The sequence below is a fragment of the Rhizobium sp. RSm-3 genome (genome assembly GCF_001854685.1).
GTDB classification, from domain to species: Bacteria; Pseudomonadota; Alphaproteobacteria; order Rhizobiales; family Rhizobiaceae; genus Rhizobium; species Rhizobium ecuadorense.
In genome coordinates this window covers 21,616-43,722 of the sequence record NZ_MAWZ01000016.1, presented here as the reverse complement: position 1 = coordinate 43,722, position 22,107 = coordinate 21,616, and the positions used below count along the sequence as shown (strand labels likewise).

Genomic DNA, 22,107 nt, shown 5'->3' with positions numbered 1-22,107 from the left:
CACCGTCGGCACAACGCAATTGCGCGACGCTGCGCGTACCCCACCTCACCCGGAACGGTTCTTGCACGGTTACTAATACATTTACCGTGGGGAGGCCAATTGTTATGGAATGGTGCATATCCGAAGAGTTCGTCCCTCTGATGCTCGTTGTGAGTGGGCCGGAAAAATACAAGCTTGTTGCAAGTCTTGTGCAGGCTGCCGAGATGCTGACGGTTGGCTGGCCGATCGACGATGGAGACGAATATCTCATTGCGATTAGGGCATGCCGGGATGCGATTCGTGGGGAAATTCCGGCTGACGACGCGCGAGCAGCGCTGATCCGGGCCGCCGACGAAGCTGGCATGTCGGTGATAACAGCCGTTCACTGAGTTTTTCGCAGCCGACGATGAAATGGTTCACCGGCTTTCATGCCAGCGCCCTCTCGTTGCGCCGCATGCGCAGGTCCATGAGCGGTTGCTGACGGAAGCCCGTCCAACAAAGTCGCGGCGCATCGTATCTCGGACCACGGGCGCTTCTGACCCGGATATCCCACGGAATTAGGGGCAGAGCTTCCCCCACCCTCCGTCATCTCGACTCAAGCCCGAGGAGGAAGGAGGGTGGGTGATGTTTCGGCCAATTCCTCCGCCGAAGCAACTCGCGTCGCGCTTGCCTCAGCTCACCTCAATACGGCGAATAGCATTGCTGGCGGGGGCCGTTATAGGGCTGGAAGGTGTTGTCGTAGGCGCGATAGGAGCGGTAGCGGTTGGCGCACCAGGCGACGTGGCTTGAACCCATGCGGGGCGCGGGCTCGACATAACGCGGCTGGGCGACAATGGCGCCGCCGATGACCGCGCCGGCGCCGAAGGCGGCGAGCGGGTACCAGTAGCCGTTATAGTGACGATAGCCCGGGCGGTAGTAGGAATATCCGCGATAGCCGCCGTAATAGCCGGGACGGTAATAGGCCCCGGGGCGATAGCCGGGACGGTAATAATCACGGCGATAGTAGCGGCGGTATTGGACATTCTCGACGGCGGAGGATTTTTCCACCTGCGGGGCGGTCGGCATCTGGATTGCCTGCGACGGCACGAACCCTGTCAGAACGACGGCGGCAGCCAGAACTGCGGTCGCGATCTTGTTACTCAAACCGAACATTCTTCTCTCCCATTCAACAGCGGTAACCGCCTGCTCAGCAACGCTTTCGTGCCGGAATGGTTCCGAAAGCGGCCGGGGGGCCGGCTGCTTTCGTATTTTTAAAGAAATCGATCTGAACCGGGCATTAACCGGGACGGAGCCCGTTCAATCCATCTCTTCCGAAGTGTGGTTAGGCAACGGCAGAGATCTTGGCCTTATCACCCTGCAGACGGTTGACCATGAAGTTCGAATACCATTCGAGGAACTGCATGACGCCGCCCTCGTGCAGGGAAGAATAGGGGCCGGGTTCATAGGCCGGAGAGTGAATGCCGAAGGCGTTCTCCTCGACGATGCGGCGGTCCTGGTCGTTGGTCTCGGTCCAGACGTGGGTCAGTTCCTCGAGATTGTAATCCACGCCTTCGACGGCGTCCTTGTGGACGAGCCACTTGGTCGTCACCGCCGTCTCGTTGGCGCTGAGCGGCAGCACCCGGAAGGAGATGGCATGGTCACCAAGCAGGTGGTTCCACGTCGTCGGATAGTGGAAGAGCAGCATGGTGCCGATACGGTCGATCGCGATATCGTCGGCAATCCGGCGCTTGACGGCCGGCTTGCCCGACATGGTGTAGCTCTCGGCATCCTCGATCAGCGGCATGCGGGCGGTGCGGAACTGGCCGTCCGGCGAAATCTGGAACTTGCTCGGCAGGCCGGCGGCCTCGCAGCGCGCCCAATGGCCGGCAATTTCTGGATCGTCGGCGCCGCCATCCGTGCCGGTGACGCTCGGGGCTTCGGGATAGGTGCGGCAGAGTTCGGGGTGATTGGCGGCGCAGTGATAGCACTCGCGGTTGTTTTCCCAGACGAGCTTCCAGTTGCCCTTCTCGATGATCGTGCTCTGGAAGGCGACCTTGCTCTCGCTGATCCGGTGCGGCGCGACATAGGGCTCGATCTTGTCGCGCACCGGCTGGAAGTCCGGAGCAGTGTCGGCAAGGCAGATGAAGACATAGCCTGCGACGATTTCGCAATGGACGGGCTTCAGGTTGAAGCCGGTCTTGTCGAAATCATCGCCCATGTGGCGGGCGAAGGCGAGCTTGCCTTCGAGATCGTAGGTCCACTGGTGATAGGGGCAGACCAGACGCACGGAGGAGCCGTGCTCCTTGGTGCAGACGCGCGAGCCACGATGGCGACAGCTGTTGTGGAAGGCGCGGATGACATTGTCGCGGCCGCGGACGACGACGACGGGGTAGCTGCCGATCTGGACGGTGAAATAGGCGCCCGGCTTCGGCAGCTCGCAATCATGGCCGATGAACAGCCAGTCGCGATAATAGATCATCTCCATGTCGAGCTGGAAATAATCCTCGTCGATGTAGAATGGCCGCTCGAGGCTGAAGCCCTCACGGCGGTTCTTGAGCTGACGCAAAACGTTGTTGCGAATATCCATCTTCATGTCCTCGTGCACCCGGCGGAAGCGCGCCCGCTTCCTTCTCCTTCGGGAGAATTGTTCATGGCGCCCATTTAATCACCTGGACCCATTTAATCACCTGGCATCTCTGCCGCTCGGTTGTAATGCGACATCGGCTTCGAAATTGACGACAGGATGCGGCAGGGCTTAAATTCGCTCACCCGGTCGATCGCCTCGGCCGACTCTGCCGGCAATTATCGTCAATTGCGACATGGCGTAAAGACCCGATCCACAAAGAGGCCTGCGGCCCGACAGAGACCGCCATCGCATTTGCGACATGGGCCGATATCTGCCTGCCACGCGGGCGGCAACCCGCACCATTTTAACACCGCCTTAAGCATACGGTCCTATCCTCATGATGATCCGAGACCGACGAAGCACGCGAACCATGGCCAAACTCCGTTATTTCGACGCTAGAGATGCAAGCAGATCGCAGGAGCGGCAGCCGATTGCCGCGCATTCCGAATTTCTGCGCACCGGCCGCATCCCCCGCGAGCGGCGGCACTGGTTAGCCGAGGAAAAGCGCTATTTCACCCATGACGAAGTCGCTGCAAAGACCGGCCGCAAGCTGCAGGTGGCCGGCGAGAAGACGCATCAGCACATCAACGGCTTTCACCACTCGATCCAGTTTCCGAAGATGATCTTTCACCGGACGCTGGAGGACAGCCCGCATCTCGGCTATTGCCACGTCACCGCAGCACGGACGAAGTTCGCCCATTACGAAGAGGTCAGCTGGGCCTTCTACATCGCCAATTTCTATTCCGACATCGGCGAGAACGACAATTTCTTCGAACGCATCGATGTCGGCTATTCCCGTATGTATTTCGCCGTCGCCATCAAGGCGGGCGAGAACTCCCAGGAAAAGATGAGCATCGACCGGTCGGTGCGCGGCAACGGCCTGCTCTTCCGCACCCACGATCCGCAGGCGGCGATCCGCAACATCCTGCTGCTCGGCGCCCGCAACGAACAGCTGCGCGAAATCATCCGCCAGCTGTGACGCGTACGCATGGGTGAGACCAACAACGCGATTGATCGCAAGCAGCGGAAAGCCTAATGACTGCCGGGACCAAAGCATCGGGCAGCACATGGCACGCATCATCGACATAGAGGCAGACAGGCGGGCAGCACTCGAGGCGGCCTCAGCCGCTCTTGCCGACGGCTTTGCCATCGCCATCCCGACCGAGACCGTCTACGGCCTTGCCGCCGACGCCACCAATCCGGCGGCGATCACCCGCATCTACGAGACCAAGGGACGGCCGCGCTTCAATCCGCTGATCTGCCATATGGCCGATCTTCAAATGGCCGAGGAGCACGCCGAATTCGACCCCGTCTCGCGGGCGCTCGCCACGGCCTTCTGGCCGGGGCCATTGACCCTGGTGCTGCCGCTGAAACCGCAAAGCCCGATCCATTCGCTGGCGACCGCCGGTCTCGACAGCGTCGGCGTGCGCGTGCCGAAAGGTTTTGCGGGCGCCCTGATCGGCGCCTTCGGACGGCCGCTCGCCGCCCCCAGTGCCAATACGTCGGGCGCCGTCAGCGCGACGAGTGCGGCCCATGTCGAGGCCGATCTTGGGGCGAAGGTCCCGTTGATCCTCGATGCGGGCCCCAGCACCGTCGGTGTCGAATCGACCATCGTCAAGGTGGAGGGTGACCGGGTGAGGCTGCTACGCCCTGGCGGCCTGGCGGCGCGCGAGATCGAGCGGGTCGCAGGCCGGCCGCTGCTCCGGGCGAAGACGGCATCGGCGGCGATCGAAGCGCCGGGCATGCTGGCCTCGCATTACGCGCCGGGCGCTTCGGTGCGCCTCAATGCGACGACGGTCGAACCCGGCGAAGCGCTGATCGCCTTTGGCGGCGCGGCCGTCTCCGGCACAAACAGTGCCCGGATCGTCCTCGATCTCAGCCCGCGCGGCGACTTGGCGGAGGCGGCGGCCAATCTTTTCGACTATATGAAGCGGGCCGATGCCAGCGGCGCGTCGAGCATCGCCTTCTCAGCCATTCCCGAGGAGGGGCTCGGCGAAGCGATCAACGATCGCCTGCAGCGGGCGGCGGCTCCGCGCGACTGACAGACCTGATCAAATCGACGAAGGACCGACCCCGATGAGCAGCACCGGCATTTCCACCGAACTTCTCGACCGCTTCGCAGCCATCGTCGGCGACAAATACGCGCTTCGGGGCGAGGCCGATCTTGCACCGCATCTGATCGAGAATCGCGGGCTCTATCACGGCTCCTCCCCTCTCCTGTTGAGGCCCGGCTCGGTCGAGGAAGTCTCCGATATCATGAAGCTGGCGACCGAGACCGGGACGGCGATCGTGCCGCAGACCGGCAATACCGGTCTCGTCGGCGGCCAGACGCCACGCGCCGGCAAATGCGATATCATCCTGTCGCTCGAGCGCATGAACCGGATCCGCGATGTCGATCCGGTGGCGAACGTGCTGGTGGCCGACGGCGGCGCCATTCTGGCCGAGGTGCAGAAGGCGGCCGAGGCGCATGGGCGGCTGTTTCCGCTGTCGCTCGGCTCGGAGGGCTCCTGCCGCATCGGCGGCAACCTCTCCACCAATGCCGGCGGCACGGCGGTGCTGGCCTACGGCAATATGCGCCAGCTCTGCCTCGGCCTTGAAGTGGTGCTGCCGACCGGCGAGATCTGGGATGGCCTGCGCCGCCTGAAGAAGGACAATACCGGCTACGACCTGCGCGACCTTTTCATCGGCGCCGAAGGCACGCTCGGCATCATTACCGGCGCGGTGCTGAAGCTGTTTCCCCAGCCGCTCGGCCATCAGGTGGCATTCGCCGGGCTGAATTCGGTGGCGGATGCGCTTGGTCTCTTCAACCTTGCCTCCAGCCTCTGCGGCGCCTCGCTCACCGGATTCGAGCTGATGCCGCGTTTCGGCGTGGAAATCACCACCCGCCACATCGACGGCGTGCGCGATCCGCTGGAGGCGGCCTATCCCTGGTACGTGCTGATCGACATTTCGACGTCCGATTCGGCGGAGACGGCCGAGCGGATGATGAACGGCGTGCTCGAACAGGGTTTTGAGGCCGGGCTGGTGCTCGATGCGGCGATTGCCGCATCCGTAGCACAGCAGAAAGCCATCTGGCACATGCGCGAAAGCATGTCGGATGCCCAGAAGCCGGAAGGCGGCTCGATCAAGCACGATGTTTCCGTGCCGGTGTCGCGGATCCCGCATTTCATGGCCGAGGCCGAAGAAGCCGTCATGGCGGCGATGCCCGGAGCCCGCATCTGCGCCTTCGGCCATATGGGCGACGGCAATATCCATTACAATATTTCCCAGCCGGTCGGCGCCGACAAGGCCGCCTTCATCGCCCGCTGGCGCGAAATGAACCACATCGTGCATGGGCTGGTGCTCGCCCATGGCGGCTCGATCTCGGCCGAACACGGCATCGGCCAGTTGAAGCGCGACGAATTGGCGGCGATCCGCCCGGCCATCGAAATCGAGCTGATGCGCCGCATCAAGCGCGCCTTCGATCCGGCTGGTGTCATGAACCCGGGGAAGGTGGTCAGCCTCGACGTGTGAGGGTGGCGGTCACGGGGTCCCCTCATCCGCCTGCCGGCACCGACCGGGGTCGAACCGCGGGTCTCGACCCGTCCTTCGGACCCCCGCTTGCGGGGCGAAGGGCATATGCAGCGATCTCTCCGTCCCTCGCCCACCTCCCGCAGGGCACGTCCCCTCGCCCCGTTTTTACGAGGGAGGATGAGGGGCAAACTATTGAAACTGAAGGGTAATTATGACTGCGTACCGCCGCCGGTCAGGATCTGCAGGGCCGGCGATTGCTGGGTGGCGTTCTGGACGTCGTACATCGCGGTGAAGCGGCGCAGCAGCTTGTCGACCTTCTTCGGATCCTGGAGATCCTCGAGCTTGACGAAGCGATTGATAAGGTCGGCCTGCTTGGCAACGTCCATGCCCGATATCTGCGAGGGCAGGCTGTAGGCTGTCGTGATCACCTGATACAGCGCCTTGTCGCCGAGGATCGAATAGATCGAAGTGATGCTCGGGGCCTTGCGGCTGAAATAGAGCGCCAGGCGCACACCATCGTTGCTTTCGCCCTGCTGGGCTTCCAGCGTCTGCTGGACGAAAAGCTTCTGGGTGTGATCCTCGGCCGCCTTGTTCTGGATGGTGCCTATCTTGGCGCGGGTCAGATTGCCGTCCTTGTCGAAGTTGAAGGCAGCGACGATATCCTGGAAGCGGGCATCGGCCTTGGCGTTCAGGTAGCTCTTCTTGTCGTCGGGATCTGACGTGAAGATCTTCTTCAGCGTCGCCTTGTCGTAATCCTTCGGGTCGAGGTTATTGGCCTTCAGCACCAGACCGGTCAGACGGCTGTCGTCGAGGAAATCGTCGAGCGACTTCACCTTCGCCATGCCCTTGGCGAAATAATCCACCTCGGCCGTCGCGTCCTTCGATGCCTTGTCCTTTACCGGGCCGGCCTTCAGCAGCATGGTCATATGCGCCTTGTAGTCGGTGGCGTATTTGGCCATGGTCGCGTCGGGCAGCGCCTGGAAGGGTGACGCCGCCTTGCCGTCGGGGCCGAAGTTGAAGGCCCGGGCAAGATTGGTGATGCGTTCGTCCTTCAAGGAGGCGATATAGCCGTCCGGATCATAGGCATCGCTCGTCAGGATCTTGCGCATCATCGAGCGCGGCACCTCCTGGTCGGTCAGACCGAAGGCCTGCAGCGCCACATGATAGGGATCCGGCAGTTTGTCGTTGCTCTTCTTGAAATCGGCCGCGGAATTGGTGCGCAGGAAATCGTTGACGGACTTGATCTCGGCAGTATCGAGCAGGCTGGTGCTGTCGGCCATCATGCTCGAATAGTTGGACACAACCTCGTCGATCGCCTCGTCGCGCTCGTCGTCATAGCGCGCCATATAATTGTCATTGGTGGTCTGCGCCTGATCGGCCGTCTGGACCGAGCTTACGACCGGCAGCGAGCCATCGGCGGCGAAGTTGAAATCGGCGTTGAGATCGGCATATCCGGCGGCCGAGGCGGCGGTCGCATCGGTCAGGAAGCTCTTCAGATCGGCGTCCGAAATATTGGACGGCAGATTGTAGGTGCTCTTCAGGAAATTGGTTATGGCGGGATCGGCGATGAGATCGTCGACATTGGCGATCGTCGCCATCCGGGCGGAATAGTCGTCGGTGCGGGCTCCGGCAGCAATTTTCGTGTTGGTGATCTGTGCCGCCGTCTGCGCCTGCATGCCGTCCTCGAGCGTGCCGTCCGCCTTGAAATTGAAGGCGGCGGCGACGTCGGCATAGGTGCCGGTGCCGCTCTGATCGGTCAGGATGGCGCGAAGAGCGACGTCGGTCACGGTGGACGGGATGCCGAAGGCGTTGCGGACGAAATTGTTGAGCTTCTGGTCAGCCAGCAGCTGATCGACGTTCGAGATCCCGGCGATGGTCGACTGGTAATAGACCGCCGCGCTGTCGGCCTTGCTTGATGTGCTTGCGCTTTGCGTAGCCGTCTGCGAGGCGTAGAGGGTGGCGACCGAACCGTCCGTCTTGAAATTGAAGAGATCGTGGACGTCGCTATAGCCCTGGGCGCTGGCGGCGGCGGGATCGACGAGGAAGGTCCTCAACGTCGCATCGGAGACGCTGTCGGCGATCTGCATGCTGGTTCTGAGATAGCTGACCGCGACGGGATCGGACATGATGTCGTCGACATTGGTGACATTGTCGATCATGGCGTTGAAGTGGGCCGCGTTCGCCGCCGATTTGTCGGTGGTCGACTTGCGCTGCGTGTCCGTCTGGATCACCGCACCGTTGATCGAGCCGTCGGCATTGAAGTTGAAGTCGGCATTGATGCCGGCCTTCCCCTGGGCGGTGGCATAGGCCGGGTCGGTCAGGATGTTCTTCAGCTCGGCATTGCTGAAATCGGTGCCGAGACCATAGGCGTCCTTGATATAGCGCGCCATGTTTCCATCGGCGAGCAGGTCGTCGACATTGGTGATGCCGCTCGATTGCGACGTCACCTTATAGTAGTTGGCGGTCTGCGACGCCGCCGACGACAGCTTGTTCGCCTGGTCGAGCGTGCGGACGCGCGCCGTGTTCGAGGTCGAACCGTCCGACTTGAAGTTGAAAGCGTTATAGACATTGGTAAAGCCCATCAGCTGGGCATAGCCGGGATCGGTCAGGACCGTGCGGAGCGCCGCCGCAGTGAAATCGGCGCCCATGCTGTAGGCCGTCGTGATGTAGGAGGTCAGGCGTTTGTCGGCGACCAGATCGTCGACGTTGGTGATCGTGCCGATCTTGGCGGTATAATAGGCCTTGTTGTAGTCGGCCGCCGTCTTGTTGACGTAGACGACGTCGGAACCGACCGAATTGTCGATGATGACGGACTGGGAATTCAGCGTATAGGCCTCGATGACCGAAGCCTTCTGCGCCGCGGTCTGGGCCGTGCCGGTGACCGTGCCGTCGGCGTTGAAGCTGAACTGGGCGGCAAGCGCCTTGTACTTGTCGCCGCCCTGCGTGTTGACGAAGCTTGTGGGGTCGCTGAGATCGCTCGTCAGCACCTGGCGCAGAAAATCCTTCGACGCATAGGTGGGATCGATGTTGAAGGTCTTCAGCACATAGGTGCGAAGCCTTGTGTTGTTGACCAGATCGTCGACGCTTTGCACGCTGTCGATATTGTTGCCGTAATAGGTGCTCTCGGCGGTCGCCGCCTTGTCGGCGTCGACGAAGGACTGCTTGTAGAGGCCGATGAGATCGTCCTCCTGCGCGTCCGTCTGCACGTCCTTGTCAGGCGCGTTGAAATTGAAGGCGGCGGCGAATTCGCGGTAGCGCGTATCGGAGAGCTTGTTGGCGTAGCTGTTGGGGTCGGTGAGATCGCTTTCCAGCACCTTCTTCATGAAGGCCTTGGCGTAGGTCATGTCCTCGAGGCCATAGGCCTTCATCGCATAGCTGTAGAGCTTGTAATCGCCGAGGAAGTCATCAACATCAGTCACCTTGTTGATATGGTCGGCGTAATACTGAGCGTCCTTCTTGACCGTCGCCTGGGACGCGACCTTGTTCAGGCTCGACGTCATGTCCTTCGACAGGATCGTGTAAGCGAGGGAAGCCGTGATCATTAAACGCGCCCTTTTCGGCAGAATCTCTAAAAGAACGAACTGCTGGTAAGCATATTTTGCCACAGAAAGCTTACCTGAGACTTACCTCAGGATGCATCACTTCAGCACAGCATGGCGTTCACCTTCCGGAAACCCTGCCGGATTCGGTTTTGATAACCATCAGAGGACGCAAAGTTTTCTTAACCGCAATTTTTAAGCTGTACGGAACGGCAGGCCCCTATTGTCGGCCATAGAGGACGAAAAGTCCCAAGGAGAAGACCGGAAATCGGCTCTCAGGTAAGACAAGGGTAGAATGACATGAACAATCCCGTAATGAAGCCCGCCTGGGCTGGTACGACGCTGCGCCTCGATCCGTCCCGCTTTCCGCAGCAGGTCAGCTACGCCATCCATGATTGTTCGGATGACGTGAATATTACCATAGACGAACGCGGTGCGGTCCTGCGCAAGGTCCTCCCCTCCAGCGGCCTGCCGCTCTCGATTGCGCTACCGAAGCGCGTCTTCCAAGGTGTCGCCGCCCGCGCCATCGACCATGGCGACGGCGAAGTTACCGTCACCCTCGAACTCCATCATGCCGATCCGGAGCTCTGCATTCCGCTGCTCGTCGCCCATGATCTCAGCGATATCGCCGCCGACTGGCGCGGCTGGTCGGAAGCTTTCCGCATTCCGATGCTGATGGTCGAGGCCGACGGTGTCGCCCGGCCGCTCGAAGACCATATCGGCGGCTTACGCACCAGCGATCTCAAGCCGCGCCGCCGCCATTCCTACTTCGCCAACCGCCGCCCGCGCTTCCTCGTGCGCCGCACCACCGGCCAACTCGGCGTCGCCATGCGGATCGAGGGCAAGGAAATCATCGCCCGCAACTGAGCGATTTCGCGACACTTCGTTTTCGCACGCATTTGAAACCCGGCGCCCGCGCCGGGTTTGTCGTTTTACCATCGCTGCAATCAGGGCCCCAATCAGGGAATCGCGAAGAGCAGCGAAATGAAGAGGCCGAAGAAGATGATCAGGCCGACACGATTGTTCGACTTGAAGAGCGCCAGGCATTGGGCGGCATCATCGATATCGAGCCGAACGATCTGCCAAGCAAACATGCCGGCGGCGCCGAGCAAGGCCAGGAAGGCGATGAGATTGGCGCCGGCGAGCGCGAAAGCGGCAAACATCAGCACCAGCGTCAGCCCGTAAAGGCCGATCAGCCATGCCCTCGTCCTGTCGCCGAAGAGGCGCGCGGTCGAGCGGACGCCGATGAGTTCGTCGTCCTCCTTGTCCTGATGGGCGTAGATCGTGTCGTAGCCGATCGTCCAGGCGACCGAGGCGGCGTAGAGCAGGACGGAAGCAAAAGAAAACCCGCCCAAAATGCCGGCCCAGCCCATCAGCGCGCCCCAGGAAAAGGCAAGCCCCAGGTAGAATTGCGGCCAGTCAGTGAAGCGTTTGGCATAGGGATAAAGCGCGACGATGCCGAGCGACAGCAGGCCGAGGAAAACGGTGAACCAGTTGAACTGCAAGAGCACGAAAAACCCGACCAGCGCCTGCAGGCCGATGAAGATCTTCGCATGGGCGCGCGTTACGCGGCCGGAGGGCAGCGGACGCGAGCGCGTGCGCGCCACTTCCATGTCGATCTCGTGGTCGACGAGATCGTTATAGGTGCAGCCGGCACCGCGCATGGCGACCGCGCCGATGAAATAAAGGAACAGGTGCGACACCAGCAGGCTGCCGGAATAGAGCCCCTCGCCGATCGCCGCATTGGCGGCAAGGGTCGCCGACCAGAAACACGGCCACATCAGCAGCTGCCAGCCGATCGGGCGATCCCAGCGCGCGAGCTGCGCATAGGGCCAGAGCCATGGCGGCAGGATCCGGTAGACCCAGTTGTCGGAAGGTGCGTCGGAGACGCGGTCGTTGAAATCGCCGGAATCTTGCATGCCGCCATCTAGCGACCGGCCGGCGATCCGGTCAAGAAGCGATCTCTCCGTCTTATGCATGTCGTTATCCCGGAACCGCGCACACTTCCGGGCGACATGCACTGGATGTTTAATGCATGTCGTTATCCCGGAACCGCTACACACTTCCGGGCGACATGCATTGGATCACTGCAGGGAGAAATTGAACTTGTAGGTCGCCGAAACGCCGATCACGATCTGGTTCTTCGAACCGCGGTCGCGCACCAGGCTGCTGTCGGCGGCCGGACCGGCCAGCCGCTTATATTCGAGGAAGGAGCTGGCCGAGAGATTTTCCGTCGCCTTCCAGGTGATGGCCGTTCCGGCGCCGTAGGACTGGATGCCCGACGACGGCTTGTAAGGATCAAGGCCGCTTGCCGCGGCATGTTTGGCGCTGACGCCGTAATAGGCGTCGTAATAGCCGGCGGTGGCAAATGTCGCGCGCGGGCCGCCCGACAGCTGCAGGTTGGGCGCGATATCGGTGAAGGCATCGACGGCGAGATCGGCGACGATGCCGTCGTGGGAACGAATGCCCTGGCGGACTTCGGCGCGGGCGCGCAGGAAATCTGTGGGGTAAACCTCGACGAAGCCGCCGGCTTCCGCCCCCCATTTGACCTTCCTCAAGCCCTTCAGGTCACTGTCGTCACCGGCATCGCGCGACGGCACGAATTTGCCAACGAGGCCGGCGCGGAAGGCGCCCTTGTCGATGAGGGCGAAGGACGGGTTGTCGTTGCGCGAGGAAAAACGCGGGCCTGCACCCTGGCGGCCGACCGAGATCAGCGGGCTGAACTTGAATTCATTATGCGACGAGCCTTCGAATTTCGGCGCGGAGAAGCCGGCGACGCCGACGCTCAGATACCAGTCGCCGGACCAGAAGGGCTGGCCGCTTTCTTGCGCGAGCGCCAAAGCTGGGGATAAAAGGGCAATAGCCAAAGAGATCGATACGACTGATCGATGAGACACGTCCGCACTCCAGAAAAACGCAAAAACAAAGCCGCGGAGAGCGGCGATGGCTACATTTATCGTGAGGTCGTTACCCCAATGTTAACCACGGGGGACAAAGGACGCTATTGAAAGTCATGCCGGGCGGGCCACACGGCTGATGGCATCCTATCTCTGGTTCCACCGGCGAATGACCGGCTCCGTCAGATCATGTTCGTAACCGAGCACGCTGATAGAAGCCGTATCCAGCACGAAATGCGCGCCGCCTTGCGGCGGCAGGCCGAGCCAGCGGGCGGCGAGCACGCGCAGGAAATGCGAGCTTGAGAAGATCAGGATGCTGCCAGCCGCCTCGCGAAGCGCGTGGATGATGCTGTCTGCACGGGCGCCTGCGTCGGCGGCGAATTCGCCATCCGGGCAGCCGTCGCGAAAGAGCTGCCAGCCGGGGCGCTCCGCCAGGATCGCCTTGGTGGTGATGCCTTCATAAGCGCCATAATCCCATTCGGCGAGATCGTCGCGGATCACCGCACCCGATCCGAAGCCGGCGAGCGCGCAGGTTTTGCGGGCACGCGCCGAAGGGCTCGACCAGACGGCGGAGAAGGTGTGGCCGGCGAGCCGCTCGGCGAGCTTGCGGGCGGCGACCTCGCCGTTTCCCGTCAGCGGAATATCGCTGCGGCCGGTATGGCGGCCGGACAGGCTCCATTCGGTTTCACCGTGGCGCACCAGATAGATCTCGGGAAACGCACTGCTCATCGGCATGTCCTTTCATCACATCTCGCTGCTGCCGCTCAGAACGTCACCTTTTCGAGCGGCGGGCGCCTTGCCTCGAATTCCCTGAGCCTGGCTTCGTTTCGGGCGATATAACTGCGATTGTCGGGAACGGTGAACTGGTTCTTGGCGATCTGGACCTGCAGGATGAAGAGCTCATCCCAGCGGAAGCCCATTTCCGAGCCGGCCAGATAGAATTCCCACATGCGGAAGAACTGCTCGTCGTAAAGGGCCACCGCTTCGGCCTTGCGCGCCACGAAACGCTCGCGCCAATGGCGCAGCGTATAGGCATAATGCATCGGCAGGATTTCGACGTCCCTGACCAGGAGCCCGGCCTTTTCGAGCGGCGGCACGACCTCGCCGACGGAGGGGATATAGCCGCCGGGGAAAATATACTTCTCGATGAAGGCGTTGGTGCCGAAGCTCGGCTTCGGACGGGCGATCGAATGCAGCACCATGACGCCGTTGTCGTCGAGCAGGTCGGCGACCTTGCGGAAGAAATTGGGGTAATTGCCGATCCCGACATGCTCGAACATGCCGACCGAGACGATGCGGTCGAACTTCCTGCCGGTTATGCTGCGGTAATCCTGCAGCTCGAAACGCACGCGCTCGGCAAGGCCGCGCTTTTCGGCGCGGCTGCGGGAAACCTTGAGCTGCTCTTCGCTCAGCGTAATGCCGGTGAAATCGGCGCCTTCGGTCGCCTCGGTCAGATACATGCCCATACCGCCCCAGCCGGAGCCGATCTCCAGGATGCGCTGGTTGGGCTCGAGCAGCAGCTTGGCGGCGATATGGCGTTTCTTGGCGAGCTGCGCCTCGTCGAGACCGATGCCGGCCGGTTCGAAATAGCCGCAGGAATATTGCCAGTCCTCGTCGAGGAACAGATCGAAGAGCTTGGCCGACAGGTCGTAATGATGGGCGACATTGTGCTTGTTGCGATTGACCGGCACGCGGCTCTTCAACTGCTGCCAGGCAATACGGCCGACGAGCAGTGCCGCCATCTTGAAATCGAAGATTTCATTGGTGGTGTTCTGTTTCACCAGCGACAGGAAATCGTAAATATTGCCCTGTTCGAGAATGAACCTGCCCTGCATGTACATCTCGCCGAGCTTCATCGTCGGGTCGCGGCGGATGGCGTCCTCAGCCTCCTGATCGGCAAGCCGGGCGACCACCGTGTCGCCGGTGCCGTCGCCGATCATGTAGGTGTCGCCATTGGCAAGGGTAAGTTCCAACGAACCCTTGCGGATGATTTGCTGGACGATCGAAAGGAAAGCCGACGCCATGGACGCCTCGCAAATGTGACAGGATGGTCACATCAACTTAGGCGATCTCTTTCGCCTTACAAGCGCCGGATTTAGCACTCTCGAAATTACGCTGCCAAACTGTTGCATTTTTGCCGATATGGCGGCTAAGCCTTTATTTTCGCTTCATGGCCTCGGCAAGGGCGGCGCCGAAAGCGCCCTGGCTCTCCGGCTTCGGTGCGGCCGGCCGGCGCTCGTTCTGCGGCCGCGAGCCCTGGTTTGCGCGAGAATCACCACGGGGCGGCGGCGCTGCGGAACCGTCGTCGCGTTTCATCGACAGAGCGATGCGCTTGCGCTTGGCGTCGACCTCGACGACTCGCACCTTGACGACATCGCCGGCCTTGACGACCTCGTGCGGATCCTTGACGAAGCGGTCGGCGAGCTGGGACACATGCACCAGGCCATCCTGATGCACGCCGATATCGACGAAAGCGCCGAAGGCGGCGACATTGGTCACCGTTCCCTCAAGCACCATGCCGGGCTTCAGGTCGGAAATTTCGTTGACGCCCTCGGCGAAGGTCGCGGTCTTGAAGCTCGGGCGCGGGTCCCGGCCGGGCTTTTCCAGTTCCGAGATGATGTCCCTGACGGTCGGCAGACCGAATTTCTCGTCGATGAACTGCCGCGGATCGACCGATTTCAGCATGGCGCTGTCGCCCATCAATGCGCGCAGATCGCGGCCGCAGGCGGCGACGATCTTCTTGGCGACGCCATAGGCCTCCGGGTGAACCGAGGAGGCGTCGAGCGGCTCCTTGCCGTTCGGGATGCGCAGGAAGCCGGCACATTGCTCGAAGGTGCGGCCGCCGAGCCTGGCGACCTTCATGAGGTCCCGCCGGGTCTCGAAACGGCCCTCGCTGTCGCGGTGGCGGACGATGGCATCGGCAATCGACGGACCGAGGCCGGAGACGCGGGAAAGCAGCGGCGCCGACGCCGTGTTGAGATCGACGCCAACGGCGTTGACCGCGTCTTCGACCACGGCATCGAGCGAGCGCGACAGCTTCTGCTGGTCGACATCGTGCTGATACTGGCCGACGCCGATCGACTTCGGCTCGATCTTGACCAGTTCGGCGAGCGGATCCTGCAGACGGCGGGCGATGGAGACGGCGCCGCGTAGCGACACGTCGAGATCGGGAAACTCGGCCGCTGCGGTTGCCGAGGCGGAATAGACCGAGGCGCCGGCTTCCGAGACGATGACCTTGGTCGGCTTCGGCGCCGGCAGTTCGGTCAGCATGTCGGCCACCAGCTTTTCCGTCTCGCGGCTGCCGGTGCCGTTGCCGATCGAGATCAGCTCGACATTGTGCTTGCGGATCAGCGAGGCGAGTTCGATCTGGGCGCCGCGCACGTCGTTTCGCGGCTGGAAGGGATAGACGGTCGATGTCGCCACGACCTTGCCGGTGCCGTCGACGACGGCGACCTTGACGCCGGTGCGGATGCCGGGGTCGAGGCCCATCGTCGCGCGCGAGCCGGCGGGGGCGGCGAGCAGCAGATCCTTGAGATTGCGGGCGAAGACATGGATCGCCTCCTCTTCGGCCCTCTCGCGCAGTTCGCGCATCAGATCGAGCGACAGCGACATGGAAAGCTTGACGCGCCAGGTCCAGCTCGCGACCTCCATCAGCCAGCGGTCGCCGGGGCGGCTCGTCCCGATCTCATAGGCCGCGGCGATCATCCGTTCGACCGGCTTGTTCGGCGAGGCGATCTCGGCGTCGGCCTCGATCGTCAGCGTCAGCACCTCCTCGTTCCAGCCGCGCAGCATGGCGAGCGCGCGGTGGCCGGGGGCGGTCGCCCAACGTTCGGAATGGTCGAAATAATCGGAAAATTTTTCGCCCGCCGCCTGTTTGCCGTCGACGACCTTGGCCTTCAGCAGCGACGCCTGGCGCATATGGCCGCGCAACCTGCCGAGCAGGTCGGCATTTTCGGCAATGCCTTCAGCGATGATATCACGCGCGCCTTCGAGCGCCGTCTTCACGTCGGCCACATCTGCGGTGACGAAGCCTTCGGCGAGCCCCACCGGTTCCCTGTTGCGCTCGGCAAGGATCGCCTCGGCAAGCGGGCCGAGGCCGCGTTCGCGGGCAATTTCGGCCCGCGTGCGGCGCTTCGGCTTATAGGGCAGATAGAGGTCTTCGAGTTCGGCCTTGGTTTCGGCGCCGGCCACTTTACCCATCAGTTCGTCGGTCATCTTGCCCTGACCGGTGATCGATTCGACGATCGCCGCGCGCCGGGCTTCGAGTTCGCGCAGATAGACCAGCCGCTCGGCGAGATTGCGCAGCTGCGTGTCATCGAGCCCGCCCGTCACCTCCTTGCGGTAGCGCGCGATGAAGGGCACGGTGGCGCCCTCGTCGAGCAGCTCGATCGCGGCTTTGGCCTGATCCGGCCGGGCATTGATTTCGGCCGAGATGCGGGCTGCGAGAAAACGAAGGTCAGCGGCCATAGGGTTTCCTGGGATTTCCTGTTTCGACGAAAGTTGCGGGACCATAGCGGCGAAAAGCGGCAAGGCAATGCCCGACTGTGGTTTTCACAGCGGAAGTTGAAGGATGGAGGATCATCGGCATTGTGCCGTGTGGCCCCCTCATCCGACCCTACGGGCCACCTTCTCCCCGCTGGGGAGAAGAGGGGAACAAGCCGCTTGCCTCTCTTTCCACTGCAGACGTTTCTAGGAAAAGGGACGTTGCCACGATTCCCCTTCTCCCCAGCGGGGAGAAGATGCCGGCAGGCAGATGAGGGGGCCATGCGGCAACACGCCTGCCAGGTCGCCCCACCCTATCGCCCTCTTCCGTTTTTGCGGTTGTGCAGATGCGGCATTCTTTGATAGCAGAAGCAACGTTTTGGATCGCCCTGCCCGCGGGCGCAAGGAAAAGTGTGACATGCCAAACCTTCTTCTCGAACTCCGCTCCGAAGAGATTCCGGCCCGCATGCAGCGCAAGGCTGCCGGCGACCTGAAGAAGCTCGTCACCGATGCGCTTGTCGAAGCCGGTCTTTCCTATGAGGGCGTCCGCGAATACTGGACGCCGCGGCGGCTGGCGCTCGACATTCACGGGCTGACGGCGCGCTCGGCCGACGTGCGCGAGGAGCGAAAGGGGCCGCGCACCGACGCCAACGAGAAGGCGATCGAAGGCTTTCTGCGCGGCGCCGGGCTGTCGTCGGTCTCCGAGGCGCAGGTGATCAGCGATCCGAAGAAGGGCGATTTCTACGTCGCGGTCATTTCGAAGCCCGGCCGCGCGGCCGAGGAGATCGTCGCCGAGGTAATGCCCGGCATCATCCGCGACTTTCCCTGGCCGAAGTCGATGCGCTGGGGCACGGCCTCTTCCAGGCCGGGCGCACTGCGCTGGGTGCGGCCGCTGCAGTCGATCATCTGCACCTTCGGGCCTGAGCACGAGGAGACTGTCGTCATCCCCTTCGAGATCGACGGCATCACCGCCTCAAACGTCACCTACGGCCATCGTTTCCACGCGCCCGAGCCGATCACTGTCCGCCGCTTCGACGATTATGCCGCGAGCCTGGAGAAGGCGAAGGTCATCCTCGATGCCGAGCGGCGCAAGGACATCATCCTGCATGACGCCCGCGACATCGCTTTTGCCAACGGTCTCGAACTGGTCGAAGACGAGGGCCTGCTTGAGGAAGTCTCCGGCCTCGTCGAATGGCCGCAGGTGCTGATGGGTTCCTTCGAGGAGGATTACCTGTCGATCCCCTCCGAGATCATCCGGCTGACGATCAAGACCAACCAGAAGTGCTTCGTCACGCGCAAGCAGGGCGAGGAAACGCTGTCGAACCGGTTCATCCTCGTCTCCAACATCCAGGCGCATGACGGCGGCAAGGAAATCGTCCACGGCAACGGCAAGGTGGTGCGGGCCCGGCTTTCGGATGCGCTGCATTTCTGGAAGCGCGATCAGGGCGACCTGCCGGATCTGGAGACGCTCAACGCTTCGGCGGCAAGGTTCGGCCTCGATCTGCAGAAGCCGCTCGACCAACGTATGGCCAAGCTCGATGCGCTCGACGTGACTTTCCATGCCAAGCTCGGCACGCAGGGCGCGCGCGTCGCCCGCATCCGCGCACTGGCCGGTGAATTGGCAAAGATCACTGGCGCGGATACGGCGCTCACCGATCGCGCCGCCGTGCTCGCCAAGGCCGATCTGCGCACCGAAGCGGTCGGGGAATTCCCGGAACTGCAGGGCCTGATGGGCCGCAAATATGCGGGGCTGCAGGGTGAGAATGCCTCGGTTGCCGCGGCCATCGAAGATCATTACAAGCCGCAAGGCCCATCCGATCGTGTTCCCGCCGACAAGGTCGCGATCACCGTCGCGCTCGCCGACAAACTGGACACGCTTATCGGCTTCTGGGCGATCGGCGAAAAGCCGACGGGCTCGAAGGATCCCTTCGCGCTGCGCCGTGCCGCTCTCGGCGTCGTCAGGATCCTGCTGGAGCGCAATGTCAGGCTGCCGCTGCTGAAGATCATGAGCCGGACGTCGCTGCTCGCCAAGACGAGCGGCGAGGCGGTGTTTGCATTCGCAGGCGATCCGGCCGAGACTTTCTTCGACCTCCTCTCCTTCTTCCACGACCGCCTCAAGGTCTATCTGCGCGACCAGGGTGCCCGCCACGACCTCATCGACGCCGTGCTGACTTCAGATGCCGACGACCTGTTGATGGTGGCGCGCCGCGTCGAAGCGCTGACCGCCTTCATCACCTCGGAGGACGGCAAGAACCTGCTCGCCGGCACCAAGCGCGCCACGCAACTGCTTGCCGCCGAAGAAAAGAAGGGCACCGTGATCGCCGACGGCGTTTCGGCAGCGCTGCTGAAGCTCGACGCCGAGAAGGAGCTGTTCGCGGCGATTTCCAGTGCATCGAAAGAAGCGGCTGACGCCGTCGCCGGGGAAGATTTCCGCTCGGCGATGGCAGCCCTTTCCAAGCTGCGCGGCCCGGTCGACCGCTTCTTCGAAGACGTGCTCGTCAACGACGAGGACGCCGCCATCCGCGCCAACCGCCTCGCTTTGCTGCGGCTGATCCGTCAGGCGACGGGAACGGTGGCGGATTTCTCGAAGATTTCGGGGTGAGAGCCGGGTTTCGGCTGGGTGCTTGAGGGAGACGCAGTGCTTGCGGCCATGGGTCCTCGGGTCAAGCCCGAGGACGACGGAGGGTGGGGGAACGCATGCGTTAAATAGCGACGTGCGTGGTGGTATTGTTGGAATTGCCGCTGTCTGCCTCATTCCCGGTCAAAGCCGCCCGCTCGATTTCGCTGAAACTCCTCCGGACCTCTCGCCTCTTGCCGCTCCTTACCCCCACCCTCCGTCATACTCGGGCTTGACCCGAGTATCCATGCCGCACGCGCTTCGCGTGATTTTTGGCTCCAGTCGGCGTCTAAAACAACACAGCCGCCGGAGAACCGGCGGCTGTGTTGTTTGGCAATACGAATGCCTGTCGTCCCGACGCCGTTTAAGCGGCGCGACGACCTTGATGCATGGCCGGGGCGGCGCTTTCGCCGCTGACGCGGAAGCCGCGGATCAGGTCGATCAGCTCGTCGGTGTCACTGGCGAGCGTTTCGGCCGATGCCGTGGTTTCCTCGGCCATGGCGGCGTTCTGCTGGGTGGCCGCGTCGAGCTGGTTCATCGACGATGAGATCGAGCGCAGCGTCGTGTCCTGTTCGGAGGCGCTGTGGGCGATCTTGGCGACGATTTCGTTGGCGGCCTTGATCTGGTCGGAGATGCGCTTCAGCGCCTCGCCTGCCTCGCCGACCAAGCGGACGCCGTGGTCGACCTGGCTGGAGGAGCGGGCGATCTGGTCCTTGATCTCCTTGGCGGCAGCGGCAGAGCGCTGAGCAAGTTCGCGCACTTCCTGGGCGACGACCGCAAAGCCCTTGCCGGATTCGCCGGCACGGGCCGCCTCGACACCGGCATTCAGCGCCAGGAGGTTGGTCTGGAAGGCGATCTCGTCGATGACGCCGATAATCTTGGTGATCTCCGATGACGACTTCTCGATGCCGCTCATCGCCTCGATCGCCTGGCCGACGATCGCATCGCTATGGGTGGCTTCGGTGCTGACCGAGTGGACACGCTTGCTGGCTTCGTGGGCGCCATCGGCCGTCTGGCGGACGGCGACGGTGAGTTCGTCGAGGGCCGCCGAGGTTTCCTCGAGGCTGGCGGCCTGGCGCTCGGTGCGCTGCGACAGCTCGTTGGAGGCACGGCGGATCTCTTCCTTGCTGGTGCCGATATCGCTGCCCTTGGCGCTGACCTTGGCCATGGCGGCTTCGAGATGCGACAGTGCATCGTTGAAGTTGTCGCGCAGGGCGGCATATTTCTGGCCGAGATCGGCGCAGCGCACGGTGAGGTCGCCGCGAGCGATCATCTCCAGCGCCTGGCCGATCGTCGCCACCACACGGGCCTGGAGGGCTGTCTCGTCCTGCTGCTGGCGCTGATTGTTTTCACGCTCGTTTTCCAGCGCCAGCTGCTGGGCCGCCTCGCGATCCGACATCGCATGGCGTTCGCGGATCTTTTCCTGCAGCGCCAGCGTGGCTTTCGCCATCTTCCCGATTTCATTGTTCATGGCCGTATGCGGGATGGCGATGGAAACATCCTCTTCGGCCACCGCCTGCAGGGCGGCATGGACGTTGTTGAGAGGGCCCGATATGCCGCGGATGATGAAATAGGCGGCGGCCATGGCAAGAAAGAACAGAACGATGCTGCCGGAGAGCGCGGTCAGGATCGTGCTGTCTATCTGCGCATCGAGATCGTCCATGTAGACGCCGGTGACGACGACGACTTTCCAGGGCTCGAAGGCCTGTCCATAGGCCGTCTTGCGGTAATCGCCGGCCGGCTGGCCCGGTTTGCTGGTGGAATAAAATTCGACGAGACCGCCGCCCTGCTGGCCGAGCTTGACCAGTTCTTCGCGATAGAGCTTGCCCTTGCTGTCCGCCTGCCCCTTCAGGTTCTGCCCGACTTTCGCGGCGTCGTAGTGAAACATCATCTGGACGTCGTAGCTATAGCCGAAGAAATAGCCGTCCGGATCGTATTTCATTCCGTTGACGGTGGCGTAGGCCTGCTTCTGGGCATCCTCGAGCGTCATTTCGCCGGCGGTGACCTTGGCCTGGTAAAGCTTGAGAACGGAAACCGCCGACTGAACCTCGGCGCGGAGCATGTCATAACGCTCCTTGTAGATCGCATCGACCGAGGAGCGGATCTGCAGGGACGTGGCCACCGCAAAGGCGATCATCAGGCCGACGACCAGCAATATGAGCTGCTTCGATATTTTCAGATTTTTCATGATTCCTCGCAACGGGAACGGCAAAGTACATTCCGGTGCGGTCTTCTACCGCCTGTGCGAGCACGCCGAAGGGACGACGCGTCTACCGCTGCTAAATAACATGCTGCGACCGGCGAGGAAGCATCACCGCTTATCCCATAAGAAAGCTTTAATTTAACGAAAAACGATGCAAAGTTTCCCTAAAAATCTGGGGTGGGAATTAAGCGGAAAACGCCGGACTTTGATCCGCTGGTCATAGACCGATCGTTTTTCAAAGAGCGTCTCAAAGTAAGAATGCACCCCCGCTT

Annotated in this window: 15 protein-coding genes; 6 read left to right on the top strand and 9 right to left on the bottom strand. The window is 62.3% G+C overall.

Features of this window, described 5'->3' with window-relative positions; translation table 11 throughout:
* Positions 1-104: 104 nt before the first annotated feature.
* Positions 105-368 (top strand): DUF982 domain-containing protein, encoded by a 264-nt coding sequence (locus BBJ66_RS16780; protein ID WP_049735997.1) that lies wholly within the window; start codon positions 105-107, stop codon positions 366-368.
* Positions 369-660: 292 nt separating this feature from the next.
* Here BBJ66_RS16780 and BBJ66_RS16775 read toward each other — a convergent pair whose 3' ends face one another.
* Positions 661-1,131, bottom strand: coding sequence for a BA14K family protein (locus BBJ66_RS16775; protein WP_049735996.1), 471 nt, complete (start codon positions 1,129-1,131; stop codon positions 661-663).
* Between the two features lie 169 nt (positions 1,132-1,300).
* Positions 1,301-2,545 carry an aromatic ring-hydroxylating oxygenase subunit alpha gene (locus tag BBJ66_RS16770; RefSeq protein ID WP_049736048.1) on the bottom strand — a complete coding sequence of 415 codons (1,245 nt, stop codon included), beginning with the start codon at positions 2,543-2,545 and terminating at the stop codon, positions 1,301-1,303.
* Between the two features lie 409 nt (positions 2,546-2,954).
* On the opposite strand from BBJ66_RS16770, the gene BBJ66_RS16765 reads away from it, so the two are divergent.
* The 3 genes from BBJ66_RS16765 to BBJ66_RS16755 all read left to right on the top strand — a co-directional run bounded on the left by BBJ66_RS16765 (position 2,955) and on the right by BBJ66_RS16755 (position 6,097).
* A complete protein-coding gene (locus tag BBJ66_RS16765) occupies positions 2,955-3,563 on the top strand; it encodes a DUF6656 family protein (protein ID WP_049735995.1) in 609 nt (202 codons plus the stop codon).
* An 88-nt stretch (positions 3,564-3,651) separates the two neighbouring features.
* Positions 3,652-4,626, top strand: coding sequence for an L-threonylcarbamoyladenylate synthase (locus BBJ66_RS16760; RefSeq protein ID WP_049735994.1), 975 nt, complete (start codon positions 3,652-3,654; stop codon positions 4,624-4,626).
* Positions 4,627-4,660: 34 nt separating this feature from the next.
* Entirely contained in the window at positions 4,661-6,097 is a 1,437-nt protein-coding gene (locus tag BBJ66_RS16755) for an FAD-binding oxidoreductase (protein WP_071088474.1), read from the top strand.
* Positions 6,098-6,306: 209 nt separating this feature from the next.
* Here BBJ66_RS16755 and BBJ66_RS16750 read toward each other — a convergent pair whose 3' ends face one another.
* Complete coding sequence (locus BBJ66_RS16750; RefSeq protein ID WP_071088471.1) at positions 6,307-9,639, bottom strand: DUF1217 domain-containing protein; 3,333 nt, start codon at positions 9,637-9,639, stop codon at positions 6,307-6,309.
* A 297-nt stretch (positions 9,640-9,936) separates the two neighbouring features.
* On the opposite strand from BBJ66_RS16750, the gene BBJ66_RS16745 reads away from it, so the two are divergent.
* On the top strand, positions 9,937-10,503 hold the full coding sequence (locus tag BBJ66_RS16745; RefSeq protein WP_003588186.1) for a DUF6101 family protein: 567 nt from the start codon (positions 9,937-9,939) through the stop codon (positions 10,501-10,503).
* Positions 10,504-10,595: 92 nt separating this feature from the next.
* On the opposite strand, the gene ubiA is transcribed toward BBJ66_RS16745, so the two are convergent.
* The 5 genes from ubiA to BBJ66_RS16720 all read right to left on the bottom strand — a co-directional run bounded on the left by ubiA (position 10,596) and on the right by BBJ66_RS16720 (position 17,000).
* The gene (ubiA, locus tag BBJ66_RS16740; protein WP_071088522.1) at positions 10,596-11,555 is read right to left on the bottom strand and encodes a 4-hydroxybenzoate octaprenyltransferase; all 960 of its coding nucleotides are present in this window, start codon (positions 11,553-11,555) and stop codon (positions 10,596-10,598) included.
* Between the two features lie 165 nt (positions 11,556-11,720).
* Positions 11,721-12,533 carry a MipA/OmpV family protein gene (locus BBJ66_RS16735; protein ID WP_049735991.1) on the bottom strand — a complete coding sequence of 271 codons (813 nt, stop codon included), beginning with the start codon at positions 12,531-12,533 and terminating at the stop codon, positions 11,721-11,723.
* A gap of 147 nt (positions 12,534-12,680) precedes the next feature.
* A complete protein-coding gene (locus BBJ66_RS16730) occupies positions 12,681-13,262 on the bottom strand; it encodes a histidine phosphatase family protein (protein WP_071088520.1) in 582 nt (193 codons plus the stop codon).
* Positions 13,263-13,297: 35 nt separating this feature from the next.
* On the bottom strand, positions 13,298-14,557 hold the full coding sequence (locus BBJ66_RS16725) for an SAM-dependent methyltransferase (protein ID WP_071088469.1): 1,260 nt from the start codon (positions 14,555-14,557) through the stop codon (positions 13,298-13,300).
* Positions 14,558-14,690: 133 nt separating this feature from the next.
* On the bottom strand, positions 14,691-17,000 hold the full coding sequence (locus tag BBJ66_RS16720; protein ID WP_071088467.1) for a Tex family protein: 2,310 nt from the start codon (positions 16,998-17,000) through the stop codon (positions 14,691-14,693).
* Positions 17,001-17,433: 433 nt separating this feature from the next.
* Between BBJ66_RS16720 and glyS the strand changes: the two genes are divergently transcribed.
* The gene (gene glyS / locus BBJ66_RS16715; RefSeq protein ID WP_071088465.1) at positions 17,434-19,617 is read left to right on the top strand and encodes a glycine--tRNA ligase subunit beta; all 2,184 of its coding nucleotides are present in this window, start codon (positions 17,434-17,436) and stop codon (positions 19,615-19,617) included.
* Between the two features lie 379 nt (positions 19,618-19,996).
* Here glyS and BBJ66_RS16710 read toward each other — a convergent pair whose 3' ends face one another.
* Positions 19,997-21,820 carry a methyl-accepting chemotaxis protein gene (locus BBJ66_RS16710; RefSeq protein WP_071088463.1) on the bottom strand — a complete coding sequence of 608 codons (1,824 nt, stop codon included), beginning with the start codon at positions 21,818-21,820 and terminating at the stop codon, positions 19,997-19,999.
* Positions 21,821-22,107 lie beyond the last annotated feature (287 nt).